Genomic DNA, 17,575 nt, shown 5'->3' on the forward strand with positions numbered 1-17,575 from the left:
TCTTGCAGTTTCACTGCTCTTCGTTCGACTGGGTAAAACCAACGTTTCCCCAGCCTCATCTTTCTTTATCGATCAACTTTTAATACAGCTAAGAATGCTTCTTGTGGGATTTCGACACTTCCCACTTGCTTCATGCGTTTCTTACCTTCTTTCTGCTTCGCAAGAAGTTTCTTCTTACGTGAAACGTCACCACCATAACATTTTGCCAATACGTTTTTACGCATTGCTTTTACAGTAGAACGGGCAATGATTTGTGCACCAATTGCGGCCTGAATCGCAACATCATACATTTGGCGAGGGATCAGATCTTTCATCTTCTCAACCAATGCGATACCACGATGGCGCGCATCTTGACGGTGACAGATCATTGCCAAAGCATCAACCTTCTCGCTATTAATTAGAACATCAACCTTAACCAAAGCTGAACTCTCGAAACGGACGAAGTTATAATCCAGCGAAGCGAAACCACGTGAACATGATTTTAATTTATCAAAGAAATCCATGACCACTTCTGCCATTGGAATCTCAAATGTGATTGACACTTGGTTACCCAAAAACTTCATGTCTTTTTGAATACCACGACGCTCGATACATAAGGTCATGACATTACCCAAGTATTCTTGTGGCACAAGGATATGACATTCCGCAATCGGTTCACGTAAATCTTCAACTGTCGAACCATCTGGCATTTTTGACGGGCTGTCGATATAAATAATGTCACCTTTTTTGGTGAGCGCTTCATAAATTACCGTCGGTGCAGAGCTGATCAGATCAAGATCGTATTCACGTTCTAAACGCTCTTGAACAATTTCCATGTGCAGCATGCCCAAGAAGCCACAACGGAAGCCAAAGCCCAATGCATCAGAACTTTCAGGTTCAAAGAATAAAGCCGAGTCATTGATCTGTAATTTTTGTAGTGCTTCACGGAACGGTTCGAAATCACTTGAATCAATCGGGAACAGACCCGCATAGACCTGTGGCTTGACCTTTTTAAAACCAGGTAAAGTCGCAACCTCTGGGGTTGCTGCAAGTGTGATGGTATCACCGACTGGCGCACCAAAAATATCCTTAATCCCTGCAATCACAAAGCCTACTTCGCCCGCTTCAAGCATGTCAGTTTCGGTATGCTTCGGATTAAATACACCTACTGAAGTGACTGGATGGGTTTGACCTGTTGACTTCACCAACATCTTGTCGCCCTTGCGGATACGACCTTGTTTAATACGAACAAGCGATACAACACCAAGATAGTTATCGAACCATGAGTCGATAATCAATGCTTGTAAAGGTGCATCACGATCACCTTCAGGCGCTGGAATGACATCCACCAAACGCTCTAATACACCTTCAACACCTAAACCAGTTTTGGCAGAACAGGTCGGTGCATCAGTCGCTTCAATCCCGATAATTTCTTCAATTTCGTGAATGACGCGTTCAGGCTCAGCTTGAGGTAAATCAATCTTGTTCAGAATTGGTAAAACTTCCAAACCCTGCTCAATGGCGGTATAGCAGTTTGCAACTGACTGAGCTTCTACACCTTGTGCCGCATCAACCACCAACAACGCACCTTCACACGCCGCCAAAGAACGAGAAACTTCATAAGAGAAGTCAACGTGTCCTGGGGTATCAATGAAGTTTAATTGGTATTCTTGACCATTTGGATGCGTGTAATACAAGGTTACTGATGCAGCTTTAATGGTAATCCCACGCTCACGCTCAAGCTCCATAGAGTCTAATACTTGAGCTTGCATCTCACGATCTTGTAAACCGCCACACATTTGAATGAAACGGTCAGCCAAAGTCGACTTACCATGGTCAATATGAGCAATAATCGAGAAATTGCGTATATTTTTGATATCTACGGATTTTTTAGCTTGCGCCATGGGTTACCTTAACAAAATAGAACGCTCTATACTTTCAAAAAGTAGGGAGCCAAATGGTTTAATAAAATTGCCCGCGATTATAACAGAAGGTCGGTATGAAGACGAAAGAAATTTATGCCTAGACGTTTTATACTGCATAGCATGAGACCCCAATAGCCCAATATCAAAATAATGACAATCTAAACTGCAAGAACATCTGTCCCATTTCCACCACAGGTTGAATTTGATGAAATTCTAATTTCTGTAAAAGCCGCTGTGATTTAAGGTTCTGCTGCATGACTTGTGCATCTACATGACGAATTCTCTGACCAAACAACAACTCTGTCCGAATCAGGTTTAACATCGCTGTAATCGCCTCAAGCATATAACCATTTCCCCAATAATCCGGATGCAGGTCATAACCGATAATCGCACGATGATCACCGCATTCTTCTAGAATACGATTAACACCGCAACCACCTATCATTTCACCTGTCTTTAAACGTATCGCATAACGAAAACCCGATGCTGAATGATAGCGATGATGCATGCGATGAATCAGTGCTTCCGCCTGTTCAATCTCAGAAAAAGCATCTAAATCATAAAATTCGAGCACCTGAGCATTTGAAAACATATCAAAAATAAATGCAGCATCTTCTAAATGTAGACTATTTAAGCTCAAACGCTCTGTTTCTAAGGTCTTTAATGCTTGCATCAAATCCCCTCTCATCTGGCCAAAACTTAATGTTTTCTATTCAAAATAATTCACACTAAAGTCCATTGGATCTAAGTCCGCAGCAATCGGTTGATAAGCTTGGGTAAAACTCGGCGACATTCGCTTTGGACGACCCGTCTCAATTTCAATACATGCCCATTTGGTATTACCAACAAATAAGATGCTCTGATCTTTAGGACGATAGAAAGCATACTGGCGAAATGAATAGAGTGCATTAATATCATCTAACCATGTCCGTAAAATGACTTCCTCACCTTCCAGTGCGGCTTTACGATATTGCACATGATGTTCAACCGCGACCATGGCATGTTTCAGCTCTAAATATTGGGCTAGGCCTAAACCCAATGTCTCGATATGTGCTGAAGCAACATCTTGCATCCATTGGATATACATGACGTTATTGACATGACCCAATACATCAATATGTTTAGGTTGAACCTGTATTTTTAAATCAAAAATTGTACTCATAATTTTGCGTATTTCATCACGGCCAATATTTCGCTAGCTACACTAGTCTAAACACAACAGGATTTCAAAATAAAAACCACCCTAATTCTAGAGTGGTTTTAGCAACATAACCTTCACGCCAGCATTAAGGTAAACGCAATCCAAGAATTGCACGTTGACCTTGACGAATAATCGTTACCCGCGCAACGCTATTTTTTGGCAAGGCAGAAACTGTTTTTGCAAACTGTTGGCTATTGGTAATCGCCGTACCATTCACTTGTACAATCACGTCCCCCGCAACCAGATTTGATAAAGATGCAGTACCACCACGCTTCACATCTTGAATCAAGATACCACCGCGCACTTCCAAACGCGCTTGTTCAGCTGCGCTTAAATCACGGATACTCATGCCTAAACCACTGGTTGGGTTATTTTTATCAGCATCAGCAGCAGTGTCATCTGGTGCAGTACCCAATGTTGCAGAAATTGTACGTGTTTTATCATCACGTAGAATTTCCAGTTGAACCGTTTGGTTCGGCGCAATACGGTTAAGTGAATAAAGCAAATCACTGGTACGAGAGATTGGTGCACCATTGGCTTTTAAAATCACATCACCTGATTTCAAGCCTGCTTTTTCAGCTGGAGACTTTGGTGCGACTTGAGTAATCAACGAACCTTCTGGTTTCGGCAACTTATAAGCTTCCGCCAAGTTACGATCAATATCTTGCATCATAATACCAAGATAAGAGCGGGTGACTTTACCAGTCGTTTTCAATTGTTGTACGACATCCATCGCCACATCAATTGGGATTGAGAATGATAAGCCCATATACCCCCCCGTACCACTGAAGATACGTGAGTTCACACCAACAACTTCACCACGCTGGTTGAATAATGGACCACCCGAGTTACCAGGGTTAAGCGCTGCATCAGTTTGAATAAACGGAACTGACGTCTCACCACTCATATTACGTGATTTCGCGCTGACAATACCCGCCGACGCTGAATAGTCAAACCCAAATGGCGAACCAATCGCGAGTACAGGTTCACCTACTCGAAGCTGATTCACATCACCCACTTTCAACTCAGGGAAATTATTTCCATTGACTTTGAGTAAGGCGATATCGGTACGCTCATCACTGCCTACAAGTGTCGCATCAAGTTCACGACGGTCATTCAGCGTAATACTGATACGAGATGCATCGGCAATCACATGTCGATTCGTCAGCAAATAACCATCTTTCCCGATAAAGAATGCACTTCCGAATGCAGTTTTTTCTTGTGGCCCCTGCTGTTGCGGGATAATCACTTGATTACCAAAAAAACGTCTTAAAATTTCAGGGACTTGTTGTTGCAATAACTCTTCCTGAGTCATTTTCTTTACAACGTTGACACTCACAACAGCAGGACTGACCTGCTCAACGAGGTTTGAAAAATCTACTGGCGCAGCAGCATTGACTTGAGATGCTGCTATCGTAAATACCGCAGCATACATTCCTTGTTGTAAATAGCGACTTTTCATGAAGCAAGAACCTACATACTGATGATTAAAATAAGATTTAGGTTTATGTTTTTAGCATAACCCCACCATTCTTTTCGTAAAAATATGTTTATATTTTCAATGCATACAACGATCTAGAATGATGAAATATGAATAAATTATGGAGAGATTCACCATAATCCATCCTATAGCAATGGTTTTATCTTGGAGAGCTTAACAATAGATTAAAACAATGTACTGAAACGTAATCATTTTCTCATTCATACAGATGAGGCAAAAAATAATCGGCAAATAAGTCGCATTCGCTAAAAATTCGCTCAATTCTAGGCAGATTAGCCCTTGCCTTTTTGATAAAAAAGCGGTGTCATTAGCGAACGTTTAAAACTGAAGCAGATTGACATGCCTGATTTAAAAACAATTCACCATTTTGATGTGATTATTGTGGGCAGTGGCGGTGCAGGTTTAAGTCTTGCACTCTCTTTACCAAGTCATTACAACATTGCAATTTTAGCCAAGGCGGCGCTGACAGAAGCCAGTACCTTCTATGCGCAAGGCGGTGTTGCTGCAGTATTAGACGAAACAGATTCTATTCAACAACATATTAATGACACTATGATTGCAGGCGGTCATCTTTGTGAATTAGATGCCGTCAAACACACCGTCGAAGGTGGTAAACCTTCCGTTGATTTTCTACTCAAGCAAGGCGTGCAATTTACGCTAGATGATGATGAACAACTTCATCTCACCCGCGAAGGTGGTCATTCACAACGTCGTATCATTCACTCTGCCGATGCGACAGGCAAAGCTATTTCAACTACATTGGTTGAACGTGCGAAAGAACGAAATAACATTACGATTTTTGAAAATTATGTTGCGATTGATCTGATTACCCTACACAAACTTGGGCATCAAAACCAAGCCAATCGTTCAATCGGTCTATATGCTTTAGATGAAGCTAGTGAACAGGTGCATACTTTCCTCGCGCCATTCACTGCACTTGCCTGCGGTGGTGCAATGAAAGCTTATCTCTACACATCTAATCCTGATATTGCGACAGGTGATGGAATTGCCATGGCCTATCGTGCAGGTTGTCGAGTAGCGAATATGGAATTTAACCAATTCCATCCGACCTGTTTATATCATCCGAAAGCGCGTTCGTTCTTGATCACCGAAGCGATGCGTGGTGAAGGTGCTTATTTGCGCTTACCAGATGGCGAACGCTTTATGCTGCGTTTTGATGAACGCGCTGAACTTGCTCCACGTGATATTGTGGCACGTACCATCGATCATGAAATCAAGCGCTTAGGTATTCGTCATGTCTGGTTAGACATCACCCATAAATCGCCTGAATTTATTACCGAACACTTCCCGACACTCTATGCGCGCTTACTTGAACTCGGCATTGATATCACCAAAGATATGATTCCTGTTGTTCCAGCAGCACATTACACCTGTGGCGGTGTGGTGGTGGATGAACATAGCCAAACTGATTTAGATGGCTTATATGCGATTGGTGAAACCTCATATACAGGTTTGCATGGTGCTAATCGTATGGCAAGCAACTCATTGCTTGAATGCTTCGTTTATGGAATGAGTGCAGCAGAAGATATTGAACAGAAGTTTGATGCTGAGTTTCAATTCCCAGATGTTCCAACATGGGATGAAACACAAGTCACCGATGCCGATGAAGATGTGGTGATCCTACAAAACTGGGATGAGCTTCGTTCCACCATGTGGAACTATGTTGGTATTGTTCGTACCACCAAACGCTTACAACGTGCCTTACACCGTATTGAAATGTTGAAACGTGAAATCACTGAGTATTATCAGGATTACCGCGTCAGCAAAAATCTGATTGAATTGCGTAATTTGGTTTTAGTTTCAGAAATGATTGTGCGTTGTGCAATGGAACGTAAGGAATCACGTGGTTTGCATTACACACTGGATTATCCAGAACTCTCAAATGAAATTCGCAAGACAGTGTTAACACCACCAAATTTTAAAGTGGAACAGCCGTTGGTGAATGAGTGATAAACTAATTGAGATAAATATTTTTATTGGGCTGCATTACTAAATATATGTAATGTTGGCCTAGCCAAATCTTGATTATTTATAAGGAACTGCACACAAAAAAGTAAAGTTTTCTGTTGTCTTGTCTAATTCATATGAATAATTATATATCAATATTATTGAATTAATAGGAAATGGCAACCTAAAGCCCTTTAAAGTTATTTCCTCTTTTATCTTATCTGAATAAGAAAAACCATCTAAAATCATCTCGAAGTTACTAGTTAAATTATAGAAATCCTTTTCAATAAAATCGTCATCTACAAAATCTATTTCAAATTCTTTTGAAAAAATAGATCCTACAAACTCACCATCCCATGAATAATCATTAAATGTATAACTATTTAACAAATCATGAGAACCTAATACTCCCCCCCCAAATAGAGACATAGCCATTTTTCTGCATCACTCGTCACCTAATACAACATAAACCATCTGATTAAATATTAACCCTTTGTTCTAAAAATTCTAAATATTTGGGATCATCTTCCATGAAAATATCGATGCCCCCTCCCATATAAGCTCGAACAAATTCATCTTGTGCTTTTTCCCAGTGTTCTTGCTCAAAATAATACTGCCCTAAACGAAAGTGTATATATGGATTACCCAAACCATTTGGACATTGCAGAGCATTATAATAAGCTTTAAAAGCTTTCTCATTATTATTAAGGTGTAAATGTGCATCACCTACAGCAACATATATCCATGTTGCTGCCTCCCACTCTTGATGATTAGAAGGCAACAAAAGTAAAGCATCCAAATATGAATCCTTTGCCCCCTCAAACTGCCCTTCTGCTACCTGCTTATCACCTTGTTTACATAAAACCATAACATCTTGATAAACACTATCAGCTAATTGCTTCATAAAAAACCAACAAAAAAGAAGTAAGCCACGGATAATTTATTAGTTCACAATAATTTAATGCCTCTTCGAATACAACATCTGCATTCGGTGTTGCATCTAACTCTTTTAAAGAGTGGCTTTTTATTATTTAATTCTAGTTAGTCTCAAGTTCATATCAGACGGTAATAAAATTCGATATTCTGCCTCCGCATTTGGCTTTAATGTTGTCTCTTGTGAAGTAGCAATGTTTGGACATAAGCCACCACCTGTTTCCAATCTAAAAATGTAATAATCTGGCTTTAGATAAATAACGCCCTTTTCATTAGGTCGAATGGAGAATACCTTAGTATTATTTACATAAATATCATGCGAACAACCACCTCCAGTAAACCCCTTATCTCTTAAAAAGGTTACTTTTGCTTGATCTTGTGATTGTTTTGAAAAGTATTCAGAATTATAAATTCGATCCATTGGAAGATTTTAGCTGAATCAGTCGTTACAGGTACCGTTGAACAGCCAACTAAAGCAACAGCAAAACTTAAAAAAAATATTTTTTTCATGAATATTGACCCCTTACTATTTGTCGCTGTAAATTAACAAAGAGTCAAATACTTCGCAACATTCATTTAAATTAAAAATCTTCTTATAAAAATTCCAATTTAAATATATACAAATCTGTGAACTACTATTGGGTTTAAATCTTATTTATGACAGCACATATTCACTTATTACCTCTCACCTTAGAAAAAAGACAAGAACAATATGACCTAATGCACTGCCCCAAAAAACTATGTGGCAATGCAAATTTAGAATAAAAATCTTTATTTCAAATATTGCAAAGCATCTTCAAACACAACATCCGCATTCTGTGTTGCATCCAAACGCTTGATCCGTTCAGGTTCTGCTTGCCACAAGGTCTCATAACCTGCACGCACCTTAGCAAAGAAACTTAATTTTTCTTGCTCAAAACGATCCAATGCACCACGCTCTCGCGCACGAGTCATGCCCAATTCAATTGGGGCATCCAGCCAAAAGGTGATATTCGGCATTTTCGCCACAAAAGTTTGATTTAACAGTTGCAACTTTTCCTGACTTAGACCACGTCCAGAACATTGATAAGCAAAGCTGGCATCGGTAAAACGATCACTCAATACAATCTTGCCCGCCTCTAATGCGGGTAAAATCACTTGCTGTAAATGCTGCGCCCGTGCTGCATAAATCAATAACAGCTCGGTATCATGACTCATTTGCTCTTCATGATTTACTGCTAATAATAAAGAGCGAATCTGCTCAGCCAATGGTGTTCCACCTGGTTCACGGGTCAACACCACCTCTTTACCTTGCTGTTCAAAGTACTGATGAATTTTACGAATCAGCGTGGTTTTTCCTACACCTTCCGTCCCTTCAAAACTAATAAACATTATTCGCCCTGCTTTTTCTTTGAACGTAGCACAGTTAAATATTCTTGCACTGCACGATTATGGTCTTCTAAAGACGCGGTAAATTTATGCCCACCATTGCCCGTGGCAACGAAGTAAATATTTTTGGCATCATCAGGATGCATCGCTGCTTCAATTGCTTTCTTACTTGGCAAAGCAATTGGCGTTGGTGGCAAACCATTAATGGTATAGGTGTTATAAGCCGTTGGCGTACGCAGGTCATTACGGGTGATATTGCCTTTATAGTTGTCACCCATGCCGTAAATCACGGTTGGATCAGTCTGTAAGCGCATCCCCATTTTCAAACGACGGACAAATACACCTGAAACCTGTTCTAGTTCACTGTCTAAACTGGTTTCTTTTTCGATAATCGAAGCCATGATCAAGGCTTCATACTTATCTTTATACGGTAAGTTGGGTGCTTTCTTGGCCCAAGCCTCATCCAAAGATTTCATTTGACGGCGATACAAATCGGTTAAGATTTTTTTATCGGTCTCACCTTTGGCAAAGAAATAAGTATCAGGTGCAAATAGACCTTCTGGGTGCGTATACGGAATATTTAATTGCTTTAATAATTCAATCTGCGGAAGATCAAGCAAAGTATTGGTGACATTCGGATCTTTTCTTAAACTCTGAATCAACTGTGAAAAAGTGGTTCCTTCAATCACTAAAATACGGTTCATCTGCGCATTATCTGCATCAGACAACATATCCATCACCTGACGAATACTCATGCCTTCTGTAATTTCATACACACCCGCTTTCATGGTGTCATGAATCATAAACTTCTGATACAGCTTTAAAACTATTGGAAAATTCACTTTATTTTCTTTGGCTAAACGATCAATAAAGCGTGAATAGGTATCACCAGAAGAAATCACCAAAAGCTGTTTTTTACTGTCTACAGGGTAATTTTTAAATAAACTCGACCATACAATGCCAAAAATCACCAAGATCAAAATCAGTGCGGCGATGAACACGGCTTTAAAAAAAGAAAATCTGGATTTCGGTTTCGCTTTGGGCTTTTTCTTACTTTTGCTGGAATTTGGCGGCTTTGGCATATTAATCAATCTGGCTAAGTTTTAAAGTTTCAAATAAATCAAGATAGGGTTGTTGTGCTAAGGCTCGATCATTAAATCGAACAACCGCTTTCATTGGATGTAACGCATTGCAAAAAAATAAACTTTGGATATGGCCAATCTCATTCATATCGATACATCGCTGCTCACATTCAATCTGATATTGCTGCATTCTCGACAAGATTTTGGCTCTCATCACACCGTGGACGCCATTATAACGAAGTTCGGGCGTAATCCACCGATCATTTATACGAATAAAACAATTACTGCTCACCCCTTCAACAATATAGCCTTGTACATCACTAACAAGGGCTTCTAACCAACCACGCTGATCAGCTTCTTGCTTGAGTAAGACTTGTTCTAATCTGTTCAACGTTTTCAACCCCACTAAATGAGGCATATTCAAACCCAAAGCATGATTTAACATGCCACTTTCAATCCACTCAGGCTGAAAAGCCTGTGTCACTCTTGGGTAATACCAGACATATACATCAGCCGCATGTAAAGGAAGACTATAACCACGATCGCCTTCACCACGGCTAATCACAACTTTTAATGTGCCATTGAGCTTTGAATATTGCTGCTGTAATTGCACCAGTGACTTTTCTACACAAGATAAATCTGCATCCAGCTGCAAGGACTGACATGCCAATTTTAAACGTGCAAAGTGTAGTTCTTTTAGTTCAAAAACTCCGTGAAAAATACGTGCTGTGGTAAAGCAGCCATCGCCATAATGAAAAGCTCGGTCTAATAAAGGGATGGAATCAATGAATTGTCCATTTTTATAACACTGCATAATCTAGATACCTTTCCACTTTATAAGTCAGCACCACTAAAACCAATAAGCTATTGATTTTAAATAAGTATAACAATTAAAACCTAAAATTAAAAATCGCTTATATATCAATAATTCAGCAAAGCTTATCTGTTTTATCTATTTCTATTTTTTTCATAACAAATTCGATTTTAATTATTTTTTTTGCAAAAAAACTGGCGTTATGCTGCGTACATATTCCAAACAGTGATTTAGATTTTAAGGGGTTTTCCATGCGTTTTTCTCAAGTTAAAGTCGGCGTAATTGCCGCATTACTCTCAGTTTCTTCATTCGCGGCACAAGAATTCTTAAACGTTTCTTATGACCCAACGCGTGAACTGTATACAGATTTCAATAAACAATTCGGTACGTTCTGGAAACAACGTACGGGTCAGGACATCGACTTTAAACAATCACACGGCGGTTCAGGTAAACAAGCCCGTGCCGTGATTGATGGCTTAAATGCCGATGTAGTCACTCTTGCACTTGCAGCAGATATCGATGAAATTGCTGAAAATGCAAAATTACTTCCAGCAGACTGGCAAAAGAAATTACCGAACAACTCTACGCCATATACCTCAACAATTGTATTTCTTGTTCGTAAAGGCAACCCAAAACAAATCAAAGATTGGGGTGATCTGGTTAAGCCAGGTGTAGAAATCATTACACCAAATCCGAAAACTTCAGGTGGTGCACGTTGGAACTACTTAGGTGCTTGGGCTTGGGCAAAACATCAAAAAGGTGGTAACGATGCTAAAGCTCAAGAATTTGTTCGTCAAATTTATAAACAAACCAAAGTGCTAGATTCAGGCGCACGTGGTGCAACCACAACCTTTGCTGAACGCGGTATCGGTGACGTATTACTGGCTTGGGAAAATGAAGCTTATCTTGCGGTACGTGAACAACCAGGTAAATTCGAAATCGTCACCCCTTCTCTTTCGATTCTTGCAGAACCACCAGTTGCTGTCGTTGAAAAGAATGCTGAGAAAAAAGGCAATCTACAAATCGCTCGTGGTTATTTGAACTACCTATATTCACCAGCAGGACAAGAAATCGCTGCACGCAACTTCTACCGTCCTCGTAATGCAGCCGTTTTAAAGAAATACAGCAACGTATTTAAACCACTTAAATTGGTAACGATTGACCAAGAGTTTGGTGGCTGGACCAAAGTACAAAAAACTCACTTTGATAATGGCGGTGTGTTTGACCAAATCGTCAAGCTCAACAACACAACGAAATAATTTACTCAACGGGTAAATAGGGAGAGCGGACATGATTCATACCGTAATTGTTCCAGGTGTAGGTGGTAGCGAAGCGCAGCATTGGCAATCTTGGTTACAACAGCAACTCGTGTCTAGCTCTCGCGTTCAACAGCAACATTGGGATCGTCCTGTGCTCAGTGAATGGGTTGCGCAATTTGTTAAAACTGTTGTTGCAGCTCCAGCCCCTGTTCAAATTGTGGCACATAGCTTTGGCTGCTTAACCAGTGTTGCTGCGCTGGCTGAACACCCAGAACTCAGAGCAAAGGTTAAAAATCTGATCTTGGTTGCACCAGCGAACCCAGCACGTTTTGGTGAAGCAGGCTTCGCTCGTCATAGCTTGACTGACTATAAGCAGTATTTTCAGCAACTGAAAATTGACGTGCCGACCACATTATTGATTAGTGAAAATGACCCTTGGTTAGGTTATGTCGATGCACTGCAACTCGCACAAGCATGGAAATTAACACCAATCAATTTAGGTCCAGTTGGTCATATCAATGTTGCTTCTGGATTTGGTCCTTTCCCAGAGATCCTGAACTACCTGCTGCCTGAAAAAAAGATGCAGCCTATCGTCCGAATGAGTCAGGCAAATTTTAATCTGAAATTTGCCTAACCCCAGCTTTCCGTAATTGTAGTATTCGCATTATTTATTTGCTTGTTTTAGCAAACATTTCTCTTTGAGGAAATATCATGTCGCAGCGTTCCCGAGTGCTGCCTGGGTTTGGTCTCTCATTAGGCTTCACCCTCGCTTACGTGTCTTTGATTGTGCTTATTCCTTTATCTGCTGTCTTTATTAAATCTTTAGGGATTGGATGGGATGGCTTATGGGAAATCTTAACCTCAGAACGAATTTTAAAATCCTTACAGCTTAGCTTTAGTGCCGCTTTGATTGCCGCTTTGGTTAACGTTATTTTTGGTTTGTTATTGGCTTGGTGTCTGGTGCGTTATACCTTCCCAGGCAAACGCATTGTCGATGCTTTGGTGGACTTGCCGTTCGCCCTACCGACGGCTGTTGCAGGTATTGCCTTAACCTCCTTATATGCCCCAACAGGCTGGATTGGACAATACCTTTCTCCACTTGGGATTGAAGTGGCTTATACACCGATTGGGATCACACTTGCTTTAATCTTTATTGGTCTTCCCTTCGTGGTTCGTACCGTACAACCTGTACTCAGTGATATTGAAACTGAATTGGAAGAAGCCGCTTCAGCATTAGGAGCAAATCGTTGGCAAACCATTACCAAAATTATTTTGCCGATTTTGTTTCCGGCCTTACTAACAGGTTTTGCCTTAGCTTTTGCACGTGGTGTTGGCGAATATGGCTCTGTTATCTTCATTGCAGGCAACCAACCTTATAAAACAGAAATTGCACCGTTGATGATCATCTCTCGCTTAGAGGAATATGATTATGCAGGCGCAACCACCATCGCTGTGGTTATGCTCATCCTCTCTTTCGGCATCTTATTTTTAATTAACTTGGTGCAAGCATGGGCTAGCCGTCGCACAGGGAGAGTTGCACAATGAGCTTAAATACCAATAGCAACGCTTTAGCAATCAAATTACAAGCCCGAGATGCAACCCGAGAACCAACTTGGGTTCGCTATACCTTGATTGGTGTTGCACTGATCTTTTTCCTGAGCTGCTTAATCCTACCGCTGATTTTGGTTTTTGTTGAAGCATTTAAACAAGGTCTGACTGTTTATATCAATGCCTTAACCGATTCAGATACTTTATCGGCGGTCAAACTGACCTTACTCACTGCCGCGATTGCAGTACCCATTAATGTGGTGTTTGGTGTTGCAGCAGCATGGGCGGTTGCAAAGTTCCAGTTCCGAGGCAAAGCCATCTTAACCACCATTATTGATATGCCTTTTTCGGTATCGCCAGTCATTGCAGGTTTAATGTTGGTTCTGATTTTTGGTACGCAAGGTTGGATGGGCAGTTGGTTAATGGATCATGACATCAAAATCTTGTATGCCGTACCTGCGATTGTACTCGCCACCATTTTCATTACTGTTCCATTCGTTGCTCGTGAGTTAATTCCTTTAATGGAAGCACAAGGGACTGAGGAGGAAGAAGCTGCGATTGTACTTGGTGCTTCAGGTTGGCAAACCTTCTGGAGAGTGACTTTACCGAATATCAAATGGGGTCTGATTTACGGCGTGATTCTGTGTAATGCCCGTGCAATGGGTGAGTTCGGTGCGGTATCTGTGGTTTCTGGTCATATTCGCGGTCAAACCAATACCTTACCCTTACACGTCGAGATTCTTTATAACGAATATACCTTTAGTGCTGCATTTGCTGTGTCTTCATTACTGGCATTTTTAGCGATCATCACTTTGATTTTGAAAACATGGCTAGAAATACGTCAAGAGCAAGCAAATAAACATCAGCCGAATCACTAAGGAATAAACACATGAGTATTCAAGTTAAAAATATTGAAAAACACTTTGGTGCATTCCATGCGCTGAAAAATATTTCGTTAGACTTTCCTGAAGGTGAATTGGTTGCCCTACTTGGCCCTTCAGGCTGCGGAAAAACAACCTTATTACGCATCATTGCGGGCTTAGAATCTGCAGATGGCGGTCAGGTTTTACTTGAAGGTGAAGATGCAACGGACATCCATGTACGTGAGCGTCAGGTTGGTTTCGTGTTTCAACATTATGCCCTATTCCGCCACATGACTGTTTTTGACAATATTGCCTTTGGTTTACGCGTTCGCCCACGTGCAACACGTCCTTCAGAAGCTGAAATCAAAAAACGTGTAACGCGCTTACTGGATTTGGTACAACTGGGCTTCTTGGCAGATCGTTACCCAGCCCAACTTTCTGGTGGTCAGCGTCAACGTATTGCATTAGCCCGTGCACTCGCAGTTGAACCACGTGTTTTGTTACTTGATGAACCCTTTGGTGCACTTGATGCCAAAGTGCGTAAAGAATTACGCCGCTGGTTACGTACCTTACATGATGAGCTGCATATCACCTCAATCTTCGTGACTCACGATCAAGAAGAAGCACTAGAAGTAGCTGATCAGATCATCGTGATGAACAAAGGTGATGTCGAACAGATTGGCTCGCCACGTGAAGTGTATGAAAAACCTGCAACCCCATTTGTTTTTGATTTCCTTGGTCAAGCAAATCGTTTTGAAGGTGAGCATACTGGCGGTATTATCCGTATCGGCGATGACCGTATTCAGCTACCGACTCTATTAGATGCGCCACAAGGGAAAGTCATTGCATTTGCACGACCAAATGAATTACATATTCATACCCAACCTCAAGCCAACACCATTGAGGCAACCTTCTTACGTGAAGTGTGGATTGCAGGTCGAGTTGTGGCGGAATTACAAGATCGTAGTGGACGTACTATCGAAATTTTATTAAGTGTAGAAGAAGCGAACTTACATCAATTCAAACCAAATCAAACCGTTTGGATCAGTGCAGCTCAACTTCATTTATTCGCAGATCAAACAACGCAAGTTGCTTAAAATAATATTGATGGGGTAAAACACGCCCCATCCTCTTATGAGGAAAAACTTTTATGAACTTCCAACAACTCAGAATTATTCGAGAAACTGTTCGCCAAAACTTTAATTTAACTGAAGCATCTGCGGCACTTTATACCTCCCAATCTGGTGTCAGTAAACACATTAAAGATTTAGAAGATGAATTAGGTGTACAACTCTTTGTACGTAAAGGTAAACGCTTATTAGGCCTCACCGAACCAGGTCAATCCTTATTAAGCATTGTAGAACGGATGTTGGTCGATGCTGACAATATTAAACGTCTAGCCGATGATTTTAATAAAGTGGATGAAGGCACACTGACTATCGCGACTACGCATACTCAGGCACGTTATGTGCTGCCACCGATTGTGAATCAGTTTAAAAAGTTATTTCCAAAAGTACATTTGGTATTACAACAAGCCAGCCCTGTGGAAATTGCAGAAATGTTGCTGCAAGGCGAAGCAGATATTGGGATTGCAACTGAATCTTTAACTACAGAAGAAAACTTAGCCAGCGTGCCTTATTATGAATGGCATCACAGTATCATTACACCGAAAGATCATCCATTGGCAAAGCTCGATAAAATCAGCCTAGATGTCTTAGCTGAATATCCTCTGATTACCTACCACGGCGGTTTCACAGGACGTTCTAAAATCGACAAAGCTTTTGAAGATGCGCAATTACATGCGGATATCGTCATGTCTGCCCTCGATGCCGATGTCATCAAGACCTATGTTGAACTGAATATGGGCGTTGGGATTGTCAACGATGTCGCTTATGATGCAGAACGTGACTACCGCTTGCAACAGATTAAAACCGATGTCTTTGGTGTGAATACCACTTGGATTGCAGTGCGCAAAGGACACCTGCTCCGCGGCTATGGTTATGAGTTTATTTCGCTCTGCTCACCAGAAACGGATATTAAGGCACTGAAAAAAGTGGCTTATCCAGAAGAATAAATGATCAAAAAAATAAAAGGCTCATATGAGCCTTTTATTTTGACTATTCGCAGGCATAAAAAACGAGCATGTTGCTCGTTTTTTATGCTGAATGTATGGATTAGAACTTAAAGCTCACGCCTACTTTCGCAACTGGCATCCATTCATATCGGCTCTTATTCGCAATTTTATCTGCATCACGATCAGCTGCTGCTTGACCTGACTCTGTGCCACCTACTTTGACTAAGCCTTCAGATTTCAAGTCAACTTCAGGATTACCAGTATAGTACGCACCGACCTCACCAAATACACCAAAGTTCTTATAAACTGGGCTATTTAAACCTAAACCTACGTATGGAGCAATTTGGTTATCATAATTTAAATGGCCTTTCACAGAACCACTACCGCCAGGAGCGTAGTAGTTTGAACCATCAATTTTGATTGTATCGTTTGTATTTGAAACAGATTTTTTCAAATCATAACTATTATCAAGATAACCAACACCAGCTGCTACATAAAGTGCACGAGCAAATGCATTTTGGTTAGTACCCCATGGATAAATTTCAGCATTTAAATACGCTGTTTTATTGTCCATGTCCATATCATATTTCGTGCCATCAATTTTCAAACTGTCTGACCAAGAAATATCGCCACCATTATAACCAAGGCTTAAGCTAACGTATGGGTTGACTTTATATGAAATTGCACCACCGTAGCCTGTAGTACCTACCTCAGCACGAACAGAAACTGGATCTAAATATGAAGGGAATGCATAAACTGATTCCTTCACTACTTGTTCATCTGCTGCAAATGCAGTACCTGCAATCGCTGTTAATGCACCTGCTGCTAACATAACACGCAAAGCTTTCATTGAAGTCTCCTCAAAAAACGCTTTTATTTAAATAAATGTATAATTGTTGCTTGTAGAATAAGCATAAAAGAATGATCGCTAACTTTTTATACAGAAACTGATTACTTTTTGTTATTTTTTGATACAAATTCGAATGAATTATGTATTTCTAAATTATAGATAAAAAACAATGGTCTCCATTTTATGACATTTTTGTTGCTCAAATTTAAA

Annotated in this window: 17 protein-coding genes and 1 pseudogene; 7 read left to right on the forward strand and 11 right to left on the reverse strand. The window is 40.5% G+C overall.

Annotated elements, in window-relative coordinates:
- Positions 1–65: 65 nt before the first annotated feature.
- From lepA to NDN13_RS07975, 4 genes are all read right to left on the reverse strand, one after another.
- Entirely contained in the window at positions 66–1,883 is a 1,818-nt protein-coding gene (gene lepA / locus NDN13_RS07960; RefSeq protein ID WP_004654523.1) for a translation elongation factor 4, read from the reverse strand.
- A 163-nt stretch (positions 1,884–2,046) separates the two neighbouring features.
- Positions 2,047–2,577 carry a GNAT family N-acetyltransferase gene (locus tag NDN13_RS07965; protein WP_251117849.1) on the reverse strand — a complete coding sequence of 177 codons (531 nt, stop codon included), beginning with the start codon at positions 2,575–2,577 and terminating at the stop codon, positions 2,047–2,049.
- 36 nt (positions 2,578–2,613) lie between these two features.
- Positions 2,614–3,066 carry an acyl-CoA thioesterase gene (locus tag NDN13_RS07970; protein WP_251117850.1) on the reverse strand — a complete coding sequence of 151 codons (453 nt, stop codon included), beginning with the start codon at positions 3,064–3,066 and terminating at the stop codon, positions 2,614–2,616.
- A 124-nt stretch (positions 3,067–3,190) separates the two neighbouring features.
- Positions 3,191–4,567 (reverse strand): Do family serine endopeptidase, encoded by a 1,377-nt coding sequence (locus NDN13_RS07975; protein WP_251117851.1) that lies wholly within the window; start codon positions 4,565–4,567, stop codon positions 3,191–3,193.
- 372 nt (positions 4,568–4,939) lie between these two features.
- Between NDN13_RS07975 and nadB the strand changes: the two genes are divergently transcribed.
- Entirely contained in the window at positions 4,940–6,577 is a 1,638-nt protein-coding gene (gene nadB, locus NDN13_RS07980) for an L-aspartate oxidase (protein WP_251118193.1), read from the forward strand.
- Between the two features lie 75 nt (positions 6,578–6,652).
- Here nadB and NDN13_RS07985 read toward each other — a convergent pair whose 3' ends face one another.
- The 6 genes and pseudogenes from NDN13_RS07985 to pabC all read right to left on the reverse strand — a co-directional run bounded on the left by NDN13_RS07985 (position 6,653) and on the right by pabC (position 10,771).
- Entirely contained in the window at positions 6,653–7,009 is a 357-nt protein-coding gene (locus tag NDN13_RS07985; RefSeq protein WP_251117852.1) for an immunity 22 family protein, read from the reverse strand.
- A 43-nt stretch (positions 7,010–7,052) separates the two neighbouring features.
- Positions 7,053–7,478, reverse strand: coding sequence for a tetratricopeptide repeat protein (locus NDN13_RS07990; RefSeq protein ID WP_251117853.1), 426 nt, complete (start codon positions 7,476–7,478; stop codon positions 7,053–7,055).
- A gap of 123 nt (positions 7,479–7,601) precedes the next feature.
- A pseudogene (locus NDN13_RS07995) lies at positions 7,602–8,017 on the reverse strand (hypothetical protein).
- Positions 8,018–8,278: 261 nt separating this feature from the next.
- Complete coding sequence (tmk, locus tag NDN13_RS08000; RefSeq protein WP_251117855.1) at positions 8,279–8,878, reverse strand: dTMP kinase; 600 nt, start codon at positions 8,876–8,878, stop codon at positions 8,279–8,281.
- A complete protein-coding gene (mltG, locus tag NDN13_RS08005; RefSeq protein WP_251117856.1) occupies positions 8,878–9,957 on the reverse strand; it encodes an endolytic transglycosylase MltG in 1,080 nt (359 codons plus the stop codon). Before mltG ends, tmk begins: the two co-directional genes overlap by 1 nt.
- A 1-nt stretch (position 9,958) precedes the next feature.
- Positions 9,959–10,771 (reverse strand): aminodeoxychorismate lyase, encoded by an 813-nt coding sequence (gene pabC / locus NDN13_RS08010; RefSeq protein WP_251117857.1) that lies wholly within the window; start codon positions 10,769–10,771, stop codon positions 9,959–9,961.
- A gap of 251 nt (positions 10,772–11,022) precedes the next feature.
- Here pabC and NDN13_RS08015 point away from each other — a divergent pair, with 251 nt between their 5' ends.
- The 6 genes from NDN13_RS08015 (at position 11,023) to NDN13_RS08040 (ending at position 16,515) form a co-directional block, all read left to right on the forward strand.
- The gene (locus NDN13_RS08015) at positions 11,023–12,030 is read left to right on the forward strand and encodes a sulfate ABC transporter substrate-binding protein (protein WP_251117858.1); all 1,008 of its coding nucleotides are present in this window, start codon (positions 11,023–11,025) and stop codon (positions 12,028–12,030) included.
- 31 nt (positions 12,031–12,061) lie between these two features.
- Entirely contained in the window at positions 12,062–12,664 is a 603-nt protein-coding gene (locus NDN13_RS08020; protein ID WP_251117859.1) for an RBBP9/YdeN family alpha/beta hydrolase, read from the forward strand.
- Between the two features lie 77 nt (positions 12,665–12,741).
- Entirely contained in the window at positions 12,742–13,575 is an 834-nt protein-coding gene (gene cysT, locus NDN13_RS08025) for a sulfate ABC transporter permease subunit CysT (RefSeq protein ID WP_004805734.1), read from the forward strand.
- Entirely contained in the window at positions 13,572–14,456 is an 885-nt protein-coding gene (gene cysW / locus NDN13_RS08030) for a sulfate ABC transporter permease subunit CysW (RefSeq protein ID WP_005189931.1), read from the forward strand. The genes cysT and cysW overlap by 4 nt, the downstream gene beginning before the upstream one ends.
- A gap of 11 nt (positions 14,457–14,467) precedes the next feature.
- The gene (locus tag NDN13_RS08035; protein ID WP_005189934.1) at positions 14,468–15,538 is read left to right on the forward strand and encodes a sulfate/molybdate ABC transporter ATP-binding protein; all 1,071 of its coding nucleotides are present in this window, start codon (positions 14,468–14,470) and stop codon (positions 15,536–15,538) included.
- A gap of 53 nt (positions 15,539–15,591) precedes the next feature.
- Positions 15,592–16,515, forward strand: coding sequence for a CysB family HTH-type transcriptional regulator (locus NDN13_RS08040; RefSeq protein ID WP_123775118.1), 924 nt, complete (start codon positions 15,592–15,594; stop codon positions 16,513–16,515).
- 100 nt (positions 16,516–16,615) lie between these two features.
- Here the strand turns inward: NDN13_RS08040 and carO are convergent, their stop codons facing one another.
- Entirely contained in the window at positions 16,616–17,365 is a 750-nt protein-coding gene (gene carO / locus NDN13_RS08045; protein ID WP_251117860.1) for an ornithine uptake porin CarO, read from the reverse strand.
- Positions 17,366–17,575 lie beyond the last annotated feature (210 nt).

The sequence above is a fragment of the Acinetobacter sp. C32I genome (assembly GCF_023702715.1).
GTDB lineage: Bacteria > Pseudomonadota > Gammaproteobacteria > Pseudomonadales > Moraxellaceae > Acinetobacter.